The organism is Dyadobacter soli, assembly GCF_900101885.1.
GTDB lineage: Bacteria > Bacteroidota > Bacteroidia > Cytophagales > Spirosomataceae > Dyadobacter > Dyadobacter soli.
Window position 1 is genome coordinate 119,754 of the sequence record NZ_FNAN01000022.1, and the last position, 13,126, is coordinate 132,879.

At 48.9% G+C, this 13,126-nt stretch carries 12 protein-coding genes; 11 read left to right on the forward strand and 1 reads right to left on the reverse strand.

Annotated features, from left to right (window positions below):
• Positions 1 to 150: 150 nt before the first annotated feature.
• Positions 151 to 1,761: an OstA-like protein gene (locus BLQ88_RS30280; protein WP_090156765.1), complete on the reverse strand. Its 1,611-nt coding sequence runs from the start codon at positions 1,759 to 1,761 to the stop codon at positions 151 to 153.
• A 112-nt stretch (positions 1,762 to 1,873) separates the two neighbouring features.
• On the opposite strand from BLQ88_RS30280, the gene tilS reads away from it, so the two are divergent.
• The 11 genes from tilS (at position 1,874) to BLQ88_RS30335 (ending at position 13,117) form a co-directional block, all read left to right on the forward strand.
• Positions 1,874 to 3,205, forward strand: coding sequence for a tRNA lysidine(34) synthetase TilS (tilS, locus tag BLQ88_RS30285; protein WP_090156766.1), 1,332 nt, complete (start codon positions 1,874 to 1,876; stop codon positions 3,203 to 3,205).
• Positions 3,206 to 3,534: 329 nt separating this feature from the next.
• Positions 3,535 to 4,536, forward strand: coding sequence for a chymotrypsin family serine protease (locus tag BLQ88_RS30290; RefSeq protein WP_090156767.1), 1,002 nt, complete (start codon positions 3,535 to 3,537; stop codon positions 4,534 to 4,536).
• Positions 4,537 to 4,591: 55 nt separating this feature from the next.
• On the forward strand, positions 4,592 to 4,834 hold the full coding sequence (locus BLQ88_RS30295; RefSeq protein WP_090156768.1) for a hypothetical protein: 243 nt from the start codon (positions 4,592 to 4,594) through the stop codon (positions 4,832 to 4,834).
• Between the two features lie 44 nt (positions 4,835 to 4,878).
• Complete coding sequence (locus BLQ88_RS30300) at positions 4,879 to 5,295, forward strand: hypothetical protein (protein ID WP_090156769.1); 417 nt, start codon at positions 4,879 to 4,881, stop codon at positions 5,293 to 5,295.
• A gap of 24 nt (positions 5,296 to 5,319) precedes the next feature.
• Positions 5,320 to 7,224 carry a GMC family oxidoreductase gene (locus BLQ88_RS30305; protein ID WP_090156770.1) on the forward strand — a complete coding sequence of 635 codons (1,905 nt, stop codon included), beginning with the start codon at positions 5,320 to 5,322 and terminating at the stop codon, positions 7,222 to 7,224.
• Entirely contained in the window at positions 7,214 to 8,440 is a 1,227-nt protein-coding gene (locus BLQ88_RS30310; RefSeq protein WP_090156771.1) for a ferritin-like domain-containing protein, read from the forward strand. The genes BLQ88_RS30305 and BLQ88_RS30310 overlap by 11 nt, the downstream gene beginning before the upstream one ends.
• 39 nt (positions 8,441 to 8,479) lie before the next feature.
• Positions 8,480 to 8,842, forward strand: coding sequence for a putative quinol monooxygenase (locus BLQ88_RS30315; RefSeq protein WP_090156772.1), 363 nt, complete (start codon positions 8,480 to 8,482; stop codon positions 8,840 to 8,842).
• 71 nt (positions 8,843 to 8,913) lie between these two features.
• Positions 8,914 to 9,945, forward strand: coding sequence for a heme-binding protein (locus tag BLQ88_RS30320; RefSeq protein WP_090156773.1), 1,032 nt, complete (start codon positions 8,914 to 8,916; stop codon positions 9,943 to 9,945).
• A 24-nt stretch (positions 9,946 to 9,969) separates the two neighbouring features.
• Entirely contained in the window at positions 9,970 to 10,698 is a 729-nt protein-coding gene (locus BLQ88_RS30325) for an antibiotic biosynthesis monooxygenase family protein (protein WP_090156774.1), read from the forward strand.
• 31 nt (positions 10,699 to 10,729) lie between these two features.
• Positions 10,730 to 12,190, forward strand: coding sequence for an FAD-binding oxidoreductase (locus BLQ88_RS30330; protein ID WP_090156775.1), 1,461 nt, complete (start codon positions 10,730 to 10,732; stop codon positions 12,188 to 12,190).
• Between the two features lie 48 nt (positions 12,191 to 12,238).
• Complete coding sequence (locus BLQ88_RS30335; RefSeq protein ID WP_090156776.1) at positions 12,239 to 13,117, forward strand: hypothetical protein; 879 nt, start codon at positions 12,239 to 12,241, stop codon at positions 13,115 to 13,117.
• Positions 13,118 to 13,126: the final 9 nt, after the last annotated feature.

Sequence of the window (13,126 nt, forward strand, 5' to 3'; positions counted from 1 at the left end):
GCGTTATGTGTTTTTTAGCTGAAAAGTACGCTACAAAAATATAGAGAAATAATTGTATATTCAAAATATATTGTGCGAACGGGTAACTTTATTTTTGTATGGTAAAAAATCGTGCCGACAGCTAACCCGGACAATTTTTCTGAGCGAATTTTATTTTTCCTGCCAGGTCGTCTTGGCCTTCGTCGGCTTTTCAGTAATACGCCAGTTGAAGCCATCCAGTTGCCGCTCAGCGGGCTTTATTTTGGAGGGAGGTATCAGCTTCCCGTCCGGTTTCCCGATGAATGCGATCCGCTGGACGCGGTTGTCTTCGAAAAGCAGGTTCATTCGCCCGCATTCAACCCTATTCAGACCGATATTTTTCTGCTTATCATCCACCGCATAGTAGGCACTTTCCCCATTGCCGTCAACCAGCACTTGTTTCAGTTTGTTTCCGGTCTGAAAATAGGCGTTGATCGTCCGGCCTTTTACCTGGTTGAACTGCTTCACAAGCGTGTCTTCGGTAATGACGAACGACTTGCCTTTGAGCAGCATCCTGTTAATTTCATTGCTCACCAGGAATGCCGTGATCGAATCAGCTTCCATCTGGTAGTGCTGGTCGCTCCAAAGGATTGGTTTGCGGAAAAAACGGATAATCGAATCGGCCGTGTCATAGGTGATCGAGTCACATTTCCCCTGGAAATCGGATTTGTAAATGAATACGTTACGATCTCCAATCAACTTCCGGGTGCTGTCGCGCGAATTTTCGTAAGAATAAAGCGTGTCGGCGCGGATGTAAAGTGTGTCTTCGGAGACGACGTTTCTCACATACGCATGTCCGAAAATTTTAGAATAACCCTTTGTTTTCCAATAGTATCCTTCATCTCCGTTAAGAACCGTCCTATCCTTTTTTGCGACAATCACCACGTTTCCTTTTCCTTTGCCATCATTGGATTTCCCATCGACAACCAACGAATCAGCCGTGAGTGTATACGTTTCGTTGTCAACCGTCGTACGCGTATGAAATGTTGACTGCGTCGATTCCGTGTTGTACTGCCCTTTGGTTCCGACGACCGTCCCGTCTTTATTTACAATCTTGGTCTTGCCATTGAAATAAGACCACTTCGTGAGCGAGTTATAAAGCAGCGTATCCGTTGTGAGCGTATACTTTTTGTTCACCAGTTTTACATTTTTGTAATAGGTAAATTCCTTGGTGGCCGTATTATAAAAGCCTTCCTTGCTGGTAAGTACATTTTCTTCATCGACGGTCCGGCCGGGTTGCTTGTAATAGGCGATCCCATTGGCCATATCGTACTCAATCTTCCGGGTAGTAAGCGTTTTTTTAGTGTCTTTCAACACCGTTTTTTTGCCGCTTACAATCGCGAGACGGGTATTTCCATAGTAAAAAAGCGTATCTCCCGTCACCGTGAGCGTGTCACCCTGAACGATCCTGACATTGCCAAAAGCCTCAATCATATTAGAATTGATGTGCTGAATGGCGAGGTTGCTATACATCAGCGCCCCTTTATGCCTGAAAACACCATTGATAACCCGTCTCGATTCGTCGCCGGGCTGGTTGATAATTTCCAGCTCGTCCGATTTCAGGATCTCTACGATATCGTCGCTTTGAGTGGCCTGCGTTGGAGGTAATGCTTTCTGTGCGAACAGATAAGGCGAAAAAATCAGTAAGGCAAAGAACGTAACTTGAAATATATTTCTTTCGATAACGATGACGCCGAAAAGTTTAAAAGGGTTGCAGGTTTCTGCACTATTTTTTTTCTTCATGTTGCTTATCTTTCTCTTACCTTTGGCTGGATTCCTGTCCCATGCCGTCCGGACGAAGAGATAAATCCATTCTCATTTAATCAAAAGTACATCAAATACGATTCTCAGGTTCATGTTGGATTCGTTTTTAACTTTTATTAACCAACACACGCCGGATCTGAAACAGCAGCCGACTTTGCTCGCCGTGAGCGGTGGCATCGATTCTGTGGTAATGGCGCATCTTTTTCACAATCAGGGGCTTCCCGCGGCCATTGCGCATTGTAATTTTGGTTTGAGAGAGGGGGAATCGGACGGTGATGAAGCCTTTGTGCGTACGCTAGCCGCGCGCTATAATTTTCCGTTCTTTTTGGCTCGTCCGGATGTCAAGAGCTACGCTAAAAGTGCTTCGGTTTCAACCCAGATGGCTGCCCGTGAGCTACGGTATGAGTGGTTCGAAAAAATCAGGCAGGAGTCGGGCTGCAAATGGGTCGCTACGGCACATCACGCCAATGACTCCCTGGAAACTGTACTGCTCAACCTCGCACGTGGAACCGGCATCGCGGGGCTGACCGGCATTGCCCCCGTTAATGGTAATCTCATTCGGCCATTGCTCTATTCAAATCGTGCCGAGGTTAGCCGATATGCTGCTGAAAACGGTATCCAATGGCGGGAAGACCGAACGAATGAAACGGACGATTACCACCGCAACAGGGTTCGTCACAATGTAATACCCGTTTTGTCGGAATTGAACCCATCGCTGGAAAGGACGTTTAATGCTTCTGCGGAGCGGCTGAGGGCTGCCAATGCGCTGCTTGAAGCATATTTGCAACAATGGAAAGCAGAGGTCTTTCGGCGCGATGGCGGCAACATTCGCATTGCAATTGCCGAAATAGCCAAAGCTAGTGAGCCCGCTTTCCGTTTATGGGCCATTTTGCAGGAATATGGTTTTCAGTATAGCCAGATGCACGGCATTGTGGCTTCTCTCGATAGAATTCCCGGCAAACAGTTTTTTTCCCCCACGCATGTTTTGCTCATCGACAGGGAAGATTTTGTGTTAAAAACATTATCCAAAACTTCCGAATATGCTGATGTGCTTATCCACCGGAATGACAAGACATTAGATTGGCAAGATTTAAAACTTACGCTGCGTATAGTGCCGGCAGGAAGTTCTCTTCATTTTGACAGAACGACTATCGCCATCGATCCGGACTTGATCCAATTTCCCCTGACACTGCGAAGATGGCAGCAAGGCGATATTTTCCAGCCTTTTGGCATGAAAGGCAAAAGTAAAAAAGTCAGTGACTTGCTGATTGACCACAAGATCGACCGGTTTGAGAAGGGGAATATCGCGGTACTGGTCAATGCTGGTGGCGAAATTATCTGGGTAGTCGGTATCCGCGCCGATGAGCGGTTTAAAATAACGTCCGCGTCGAGCGAGGCGTTAGTGATCTCATTGAGTTCATAGTAAGTCTCGAACTTTTGCCGACAGTGCGAGCAGGTGGCATCACGTATCTGTGAATTTGGATTCACATTAAATCATTTCCCTTCTGCTTTGTTTGTTTAAACAATTAGTTAACGGATATTTTTTACCGATATATTCCTATAATTTGCCGCTATTGTTTCAAACTAATTCTACGGTGCTTGTGCGTCGTTGTTTAAATTCACTCACACTACACTACATCAAGTAACCTGATTGTGGGTAATTGATCGGCGCGAGCTAGCTCAGGTTTAAGATAAATTTTGCAAAAGTTACCGCATCTGGGATTGCGAAAATATTTGTAAACGACCTGAACCATGGCCTCCGAATCAGAAATAAAACGCGTACTCGATTTGTTGACAATCGCCCCGAGAGGGCGTGTCGAGTCTTTGGGTATGAAGGCAAGAGGCCATACCGAATCGCTTCGGAGTGTGACCAGGTCCGACAATATCGTAGCGCTGGGCATCAGCGAGAAAATTTCCAATAACCGCGGCACAGGAGAGTTGGCGCTAACATTCTACGTTGAGGAAAAGATTCCATTAGCCGAACTGCGGGATGATATGGCGATCCCTTCCATGATACCCAATGCATTGGCCAGAAACGATGAGGTACTCACGGACGTGGTCGTTATTGGAAAGCTGAGGCCCGAAATCAATGTGACCAGGAAGGTTATTCAGCCAGGAAACAGCATCGGGCATGTCGACGTTTCGGCGGGTACTTTCGGGGCGGTGGTGACAGATGGTAAATCCAACTTTTTATTGAGTAATAGCCACGTGCTGGCCAACAGCGGGCTCGGAAAGAAGGGCGATGTAATCGTGTATCCCGGCGTTCTCGACGGAGGCGCAAGTCCGGCAGACCTGGTTGCAAAATTGCACGCTTTCAAAAAGTTCACCGTTGGAGGGGCATTTGTTAACCGAACGGATTGTGCGATTGTAAAGCCAACAGACGCCAGACTTATTGATGTGACGGCGGAGATCAAAGGACTGGGTTTGCCCAAAGGCGTCATTCAGGCCGAGCGCGGAATGAAATTAGTGAAGGTTGGTCGCACTACCGGCAAGACGGAAGGAGAGGTGAAAGATGTTCATTTCCGGTTTGTTCTGGATTATGACGGAGTGGGCGATGTAGGATTTGTGGATCAGGTTTTTTGCACAAGGTATTCGAAGCCGGGAGATTCCGGGGCACTGGTGTTGGATAAGGCGTCGGGCAAAGCCATGGGCCTGCATTTTGCAGGTGCGGATGGCGGCAGTGTTTTCAACCCGATCGAGCAGGTTTTGTCTGACCTCAAAGTGACGCTGGTTACCCATGGAGGAGAGGCATAATACCCATGTTACGGTCGGAGAAAATCTGATTTTCATATATTAAAAGCACAGCGAGATGATCAGTGAAAAAGATGCGAATCTGGCCAGGGAGCAACATTCTGAGCAGTTGCAGGAACTCGGTGTGCATGCGATTGCGGTAGATGAAATTAAGCACAAAGGTGAAAAGACATTTGCGGTAATCGCATTTGTCGAAAAGCCTTCGGACGATATCCCGAAATTCATTACGGCCCAAAAAGGCGAAGAGACGCTGGATGTTCCGTTAAAGGTCAAAATAGCAACAAAATTTAAACCCGAATAAAAGTACCCTCTCGATAAGTGTAGATACAATTAATCACCATCACAATGATCAATGCGCTTACCAATGCCCAACTGTTTCATAAGATATCAGCGCTCCTAACCGGTTTTAGCGAGGCTGAAATTATGGCAACAGGAATGCTCGAAAGCTACTACAACACCGTCCTTGCGAATTCCGAAGGAGATGATGTTGCGTATTTCTTCCTGAACGTGGAGCAAATCCTCTACGAAAAGCAGGAATCCCGCGAATCGGCGATCGCTACACAGCTGATGCCCAACTCTTCGTACAGTGGTTTGGCCAGAAACATCATCATCCTCTGGTATACCGGTAACTGGAATAATAACCCCGTATCGTCTGCCGCCTACATACAGGGGCTTATGTGGGATAGTGGCTACACGCATCCGCCAGGAGCCAAGCAACCAGGTTATGGCTCCTGGGCCAATGTCCCCATTTCAGTGCGATAAATTTACCGGTAAACCTCTATACGGATGGAAAATAACGATTACGACGTGGTAATTGTCGGCTCCGGCATTGCCGGGTCAATTGTGGCCAAATTACTCACCAATGCGGGAAAAAAGGTATTAATCCTGGAAGCCGGACTGCAAGCCGGGATTGCCATGGACCCCGAAGGTGCATTTAAAACCTATGAGGGCTATCTGAATACCTTCTACAATGCGCCCGCAAAAGTCCCAAACTCTCCTTATCCCAATATCAAGGACGCACCTTCGATCGACGTGCTCGATCTGGAAGTAATGAAGAAAGGCCAGCCGCTCACCAAGGGATACCTGGTCCAGATGGGGCCGATCCCCTTCGCCAGCGACTGTGCACGTACGCCCGGGGGCACAACGCTGCACTGGCTGGGGACAACCCTGCGAATGCTGCCGAACGACTTCCAAATGAAGACGAAGTATGGAGTAGGCGTGGATTGGCCGATCGACTACGAGGATATGGGACGCTACTATGAGATGGCGGAAAATGAAATAGGCGTGTCGGGGTCGGTTGAGGATCAGCAATATCCCATCGAGGAAAAAAGCATTTTCAGCGAAGGATACAGCTATCCGATGAAGGCTATACCCACCAGCTACCTCGATGGGATAATGAAGGGAAAAATCGACAAACGAAACAAGGTTGTACTCAACGAAAAGAACTATGAACTCTATTGCATCAGCACGCCACAGGGGCGGAATTCTATTCCTAACCCCGAGTACAAAATAACCGGTGTGCGGTGGAGTTCGGGAAAAAAGGAGTTGGAGTTTACAAGGACGGATGAGCCTGCGAGCTACGAACCGGTGGGATCTAACTGGGACCCGTACACCGGACAGCGCTGTGAAGGCAATGCAAGCTGTGTGCCTATTTGTCCGGTACAAGCCAAATACAATGCATTGAAAACCCTCAGGAAATCGGATAAGTCGAATCTGACCATCAAAACGCAGTCGGTTGCTTCCAGGCTGTTAATCAACGAGAAATCTAATTGGATCTCTGGGGTCGAGTATAAGCATTATAAAAATGGCGACTCGTTCGAATATGAAACACACGTAGCCAAGGGCACTATTTATGTAATGGCGGCAAGCGCGATTGAGAATGCCAAATTGCTGCTCGCGTCAGGCGCCGCCAACAGCAGCGACCAGGTGGGCCGGAACCTGATGGACCATATGACGGTGCTGTCGTGGGGGTTGACCGATGAGCCGATTTATCCCTATCGCGGGCCGGGTTCAACTACCAATATCCCGACTTTCCGCGACGGTGAGTTTCGAAAGGATCATGCGGCTTGGATATCACCCCTCGACAACTGGGGCTGGTCGTGGCCGGTGTTCTCGCCCGGCTCGGATGTGATCAATGCGGTAGGAGGCGGTATGTTCGGAAAAGAGCTGCGTGATAAAATGAAGGACGTCATCACGCGCCAGTTGCTGGTCCATTTCGAGTGCGAGCAAGCGCCCGATCCCGAAAACCGGGTCACCATCAGTCCGGAGTACAAAGACCATATTGGCAATTATCGCCCGGTGATCCATTACCATGCGACGGAATATATGCTCAAAGCATTCGAAGCATCCAAGATCGTTTCCGACCAGTTGTTCAGCCAATGTGACGTAGAAGACTTCACAGTTTATGATCCGAATTCCAATCCGGATTATGTAACGTATAAGGGCAAGGGTTATCGTTTTGATGGCGCCGGCCACATCGTAGGCACGCACCGGATGGGATTCAGTCCGGACGACTCGGTCGTGAATGCGGACATGCGTACATGGGACCATGAAAATCTTTTCCTGGTCGGGTGCGGGAATATGCCGACCCTGGGAACCTCGAACCCTACGCTTACCATGTCGGCGCTCACTTTCAAAGCAGCCGAGGCCATTCTGAAACAACTTGAACAATCACCGAATTATGGAAAATAGAATATTTCAAAAAAATAACCCCAAGCGTCAGAAACTGATCAAACCGCTCCCTGGCACCGAAGAGGCAGAACAGGATACATTTGAGCTCATCGAGCCGGTGAATTTCAAAGGCGTTCGTGCGCGACCGGAAATGGCGCAGGCCGATGTGGAGACTTATGTCAAAAATCTCGACCATCTCAAAGAATGCCTGCTGACCGCATTGCAGCTTGAACTTTCAACCATACCACCTTACCTGTGCGGACTTTACACAATCAAGGAAGGTAGCAACCGGCAGGCGGGTAATCTGATCAGAAGCGTGGTAGTAGAGGAGATGCTGCATATGGTCCTTGTGGCGAACATTCTGAATGCCATTACCGATCCGAAAACGATCAAAAAGGGGCAAAAGCTGTTTGACGTAAAGAAAATCATTCCCGAGTATCCCACACCGTTACCCGGCAATATTGTACCGGAAGTCCCGAAAGGTGAACCTCCTTTCCAGGTACAGCTTCTGAAATTTTCCAGAGAAGCACTCGACGTGTTCACCACGATTGAAAAGCCCTCGGCACCCAACGAGCCATTGGATGACCCGCATAGTTTTGACAGCATCGGACAATTTTACCAGGCAATACGATTTGGCTTAAAACGCCTGAATGAGGAAACACCGGGTGGGATTTTCAAAGGCGATTCCAGGCGACAGATAACGCCAGATCACTACTATGGAAGCGGAGGGAAGATCATCAAGGTGGAGTGTTACGAGGACGCCGAAGAAGCCATTGCGGAAATCGTCGGACAGGGAGAAGGGATAGATGGTACCATCGTAACCGAAGAGCCCATGTTCGGGGAAGGCATCGAATATGCGCATTATTTCAAATTCCAGGAGATCAACTACGGCCGGATGTACAGTGCCAACGATACCAATTTCAAGATGCCTGTGAAAAGTGTCCCTACCGGCACGTCGTTCGATGTAAGCTGGTCGTCGGTTTATAATATGAAAGCAAATCCCAGGATGAAGGATTACGAAGGTGACCCGGCATTGATGGAGAAAGCCATTGATTTCAACAAAACATATGTAATGCTGCTCAATAATATCAACGACGCCGTGAGCGGAGAGCCGGAGCTGCTGATCAAGGGCATCACCATTATGTATGATCTGAAATACAAGGCGCTGGAATTACTGAATATGCCATTGGACAAAGGAGAATGCGCCGGGCCAACTTTTGAATACGTGAAACTTTAAGTTTTATCAATCACCCTCTCGGTATAAACACTATCAAATATGTATCCCTTAATTGCAAAATGGACGATCCTTCCCGGAAATGAAGAAAAGGTGTCCGAAGCATTAAAAAAGCTGGCCGCCGACGTGAAGGAAAATGAACCCGGGACATTGCTGTACATGGTTCACGTTCCCAATTTCAACGAAAAAAGCCTGCCTACACCTCCGGCCGGCGAAGTGGTATTTTTTGAGATTTATCAGGATCAGGCCGCATTCTTCGACCATTTGAACGGGGCTGTTTTTAAAAATTTTGTGAAGGATTACGGTAGCCTTTTTCTAAGCGATTTCAGCGCTGTTCCGCAAGTTTTTATGACCACTGAAGTGCTGACTTCCCTGGGTGGGTTTGCACGTGCTGCTTTACAATGAAGCAATCAAAGAATGCCGGCTCATTCCGGCAGTTTACCTGTGTCTGTAAGTAATTAATCAAATATCAAACTATGGCGAAGATAAAAAATAATCCGTTGGCTTCATTGAGCCTCTCGGGCTTGGGCAGTATTGAAGAGCAGTCGGTCGAAAAAGGACAAAAATTAGTTGCAAGGGCAGAAGTTGCCGTATCGACACCCTCGCTGGGCCCGCTGACAAAACTTCCGGGTACGTGGGTAGGAACAGGGTTCAATCTGATCGAGATCCCCAACATGAACCAGGCCAAGCCAGGCCCGCCCCCGCCGGACAAGTTCAAGATTATTCTGAATAACACGGCCGAAACACTGACCTTTTCTTCCATCGATGGCGAAATCATCAACCGCGGAAACGCGCAGGAAGATATCGCTTATCTGGGCTTGCATTATCTGCAACAGGTCAATGACGTGAACCTGCCCCAGGGACAGAATGGTATACACCTCGAAACGGGCCTGTTTCTCAACCTGCCCGATGGCACAGACCCGCAGGTGAAGGAAAGTGTAGCGCGGCTCGGGTCGATTCCCCATGGTGACTCGCTGCTGGCACAGGGCAGTTTCTTTACTGTTAAAGGCGGGCCCCAGTTCGATGTACCTCCGGCGGATCCCACCCCGTTTTTTATCGTGGACGGAAAGCGGGTCAACGACACGAACCCGGAGTATCTGCGGTTGCTAAACGAAGCAGTGCCGCCCGCGGGGATTTCCAAAGATGTGATCATGAATCCTAACAATTTGCTCAAAGAGGCGATAAAGGGGCAAAATATCATTGAAACCATCGTGATACTGCTCGATGCGAATCCTATTGAGGGCGTTTGTAATCCGGGTGCTATCTCACCAACTGGGGGCATTACCAACATTCCCTTTATCAATGTCAATGCGAATGCAACGAGCCTGACCGCAATCTTCTGGATTGAAACGGTGCAGAACCCGGATGGTTCTACCTTTTTGCAATTGCAATACACGCAGACTGTAATTCTCGATTTCCCTGTGTTTGGTCCGCCGCCTACCAATCCGGTGGTACCTATTAGCTGGCCACACATCAGTGTTGCCACGCTGCGGCTAAAAGATAACTGATCCAACACCAGACAATACAAACTTATGGCAGACGCTAAACCTGTGCTGATGCACAGTACCTATTTCAATCTGGGGGCGAATAATACCCCGGATGTGGCCGAGGCCTACATGGCCGAAGCAAGGGAATATCTTTCCAGCTCCAAAGGGATGGTCTCTTTCTGGATAGGCAAGAGGGCTACGGATATGAACAGGCCCGAGAACGACCTGGGGTTTGACATCGCAATGCACCAGGTATTCAGGGATGAAGATGCATTTAATCTTTATAATGGAAGCGACCCGAGGCACGACCAGTTTGTAGCGGATGTGAACCGGTGGGCACCCAGTACTACCCGGCGCGTGATGGATAGTAACCTGACTAACCTGTTGATCGGCGGGAATGTATCGACGGCCCAGACTGTCGGCCCGGACCGCAATTTTCCACAGAGCGTGTTTCACAGCCTTTATTTTTCACTGACGGATAAATCGCCCGGCAGCATCGAGAAATTCACCGGTATCTGCATAAAGTACCTGTCCAGCCACCCGGGGATCGAGCTGTTTGCAACCGGCGGCCTGACCGACATTAAACGGGATGTTTCGGTGCGGAATTTCGATGTGGCTGTCAACATTATTTATGATAGCAAAAAAGCGTATGATGACTATCTGCAAAGCCAGGAGCATCACGACTTTTTCCCGGCGACGGCCGGGATGATCGGGCAGACCTACATTTTTGACTCTTATCTGAAATATCAGTCAAAGGTCTATTCATTAATCTAACCTAATACCCTATCAGCAATCTGTTAATACCATGATCTCCACAGCAATTAATGAATTATCACGTGAATTGAGCGGTTACATCGTGCAGGCCGGGGACGCTGAATACGAAGAAGCTATCCGCATCGACAATGGCCGCATTCAATTTAAGCCCCGCGCCATCATTTTTCCAGCCGTGATAGAAGATGTCAGGCTGGGTCTGAAATTCGCTGTCGCGCATAACCTCCCATTTTCGGTAAAAGGAGGGGGGCATAGCGCGGCGGGTTATTGCATGAACGAGGGGGGCATTGTGATGGCGATGAAAAATCTGAACAAGATCACATTCGACCCAAAGAAAGAAACCGTTACCGCGCAGATGGGTGTGATCTGGTACGATGTTTACAAGTTCATGCAGGCAACCGGGACCGGCTTGATCCCGGTAGGAGGGGGATGCCCGACCGTCGCACCGCCCGGATTCATGCTGGGCGGCGGGTATAGCTTTGTTTCCCGTTCCTATGGCATGAGCATCGATAACCTGATCAGCCTGAAAATCGTTACGCCTGATGGTGAAATGAGGCATATCGGCGTGGAAAGTACGTCGAAGGACGATGTAGACCTTTTCTGGGCTTGCTGTGGAGGCGGTGGCGGGAATTTTGGTATTGTCACCGAAATGGAAATGCGGGTGAGGAAGCCGTTTAGCGAGAAGATGCTCGTGGGGCAGATCCGCTATCCGCTGGAACACGCCGAGGACGTGCTGGGCTACTACAATGAATGGGTCGAGCGGATTCCGAACAGTATGGCCGTTTATGGTTTTATGGGAAACCAAAAAGACCTTGTGGATAAAACGACCAATGTAAAAGTACTGGGCCTCACACCGGTATTTAACGGAGATTATGCCGAAGGAATTGACTTGATTCAAGGGCTGTTAAAATTAAAGCCGATTAATGCAGATCTGTTCAATATGACCTTGCCGGAGTGGGAGTTTTACAATGGTTACACCACACGCGTGGCCGGGCGCAGCTCGTACATTCGCTCGACGATCCTTCCCAAAGGCGGAATGAACAATGATGTGGCCAAGGTAATCATCGATTCGATGACCCATGCGCCTTCACCGGACAGCTTCGCAGTTTGGACCCTGGCAGGCGGAGCCATTGAAGATGTGGCTTCCGACGCCACGGCCTACGTGCACCGGGACTGCCGCTTTGTACCCGAAATCAAATCGATATGGGACCTGGATAAGCCCGGCGATACCCTGAGAAATGTGGAATGGGCCTACGAATTTTTTGAAAGGCTTTCCGAGGCAGGGAATGCGACTGGTGCCTATGTCAACTACATCGACCCTTTGCAGCATGATTGGGCGAGGATGTATTACGGGGATAATTACGAAAGGCTGCTTTCCATCAAGAAAAAGGTCGATCCGCATAACTATTTCAATTTCCAGCAAAGTGTCGGCTCGCCATTCAATCCACCCAAAAAGTTGACCGACCTGAGCCCATTGAACCGGACTCAGCTCTGAAATGCGGAAGGTGTACCGCCGTACCAGGTTCATGTAAACCCTCAAAAAATGCAGATCACGGATATCATTATGGATTTCGACGGGACATGTACTGTAATCCCGGCTATTTACGAAGCGTTCCTCTCCGAGTACCTGGCGGGGTTGAATAATACCGTGTTTTCGGGTAGTCCGGTTTTGGCTGCTGAATGGAAGGAAGCCCTGGAAAAGGTGAAAACACATTCGCCGCAGGCACCGTGGACTATTGCCTTCGCTCCGGCTGCTCCTGCGGGTGCCGACCCGTATATACTATCCTTTGAGGCTGCCAGATACCTGTTGCAAAAGAAAAAGATACAAAAGGACATTCCACAAGAGGTATTCAAAAATGCTTCCGATCGCTTTCCCGCGCCCTGGCGACCCGAAGCCCGGGAGGTTTTTGAAACCTTGTTGAGGAACAACATCAACATCACCTTTATCTCCAATTCCAGCTCGACAACGATCACAAATCGCTTGCTGAGCTTGTTTTCTGTTGAAAAACTCCCATTCGGAATAGCAGTAAAGAGCGATGCCGCCAAATTTCGGATAGCCGAATTGTCGTGGTATTCGGCTATCCCAACAGGTACAAGGGACTTGTTTCTCGCAGTTCCGCCAACTCATGAAGATCTCGGGATCGGCCGTCCGGTGTACCTGCGGCGGGCGGCGTATTTCGAAGCCATTTGCGCTGCATTTAACAATGACCTGTCAAGATTGCCTACCACGGTTGTTTGCGGGGATATTTGGGAAATGGACCTGGCCTTACCGTATGCGCTTGGGGCAAATATCCATTTGATAGAAAGAGCATCGCCATTTGACACCTACGCCTATGAGCGAAAAGTGACTTTGCAGGATGCTACACGTGGTAAAATCAGCAGCGACCTTCGCGGCTTGCTGGAATGGGTTAGGCATTTGTGACGGTTAGGT

Coding starts and splice junctions, on each gene's coding strand:
- BLQ88_RS30295 (WP_090156768.1), top strand. CDS start 4,592: ATGATCAGTGAAAAAGATGCGAATCTGGCCAGGGAGCAACATTCTGAG.
- BLQ88_RS30300 (WP_090156769.1), top strand. CDS start 4,879: ATGATCAATGCGCTTACCAATGCCCAACTGTTTCATAAGATATCAGCG.
- BLQ88_RS30315 (WP_090156772.1), top strand. CDS start 8,480: ATGTATCCCTTAATTGCAAAATGGACGATCCTTCCCGGAAATGAAGAA.
- BLQ88_RS30320 (WP_090156773.1), top strand. CDS start 8,914: ATGGCGAAGATAAAAAATAATCCGTTGGCTTCATTGAGCCTCTCGGGC.
- BLQ88_RS30335 (WP_090156776.1), top strand. CDS start 12,239: ATGCAGATCACGGATATCATTATGGATTTCGACGGGACATGTACTGTA.
- BLQ88_RS30290 (WP_090156767.1), top strand. CDS start 3,535: ATGGCCTCCGAATCAGAAATAAAACGCGTACTCGATTTGTTGACAATC.
- BLQ88_RS30310 (WP_090156771.1), top strand. CDS start 7,214: ATGGAAAATAGAATATTTCAAAAAAATAACCCCAAGCGTCAGAAACTG.
- tilS (WP_090156766.1), top strand. CDS start 1,874: ATGTTGGATTCGTTTTTAACTTTTATTAACCAACACACGCCGGATCTG.
- BLQ88_RS30325 (WP_090156774.1), top strand. CDS start 9,970: ATGGCAGACGCTAAACCTGTGCTGATGCACAGTACCTATTTCAATCTG.
- BLQ88_RS30330 (WP_090156775.1), top strand. CDS start 10,730: ATGATCTCCACAGCAATTAATGAATTATCACGTGAATTGAGCGGTTAC.
- BLQ88_RS30280 (WP_090156765.1), bottom strand. CDS start 1,761: ATGAAGAAAAAAAATAGTGCAGAAACCTGCAACCCTTTTAAACTTTTC.
- BLQ88_RS30305 (WP_090156770.1), top strand. CDS start 5,320: ATGGAAAATAACGATTACGACGTGGTAATTGTCGGCTCCGGCATTGCC.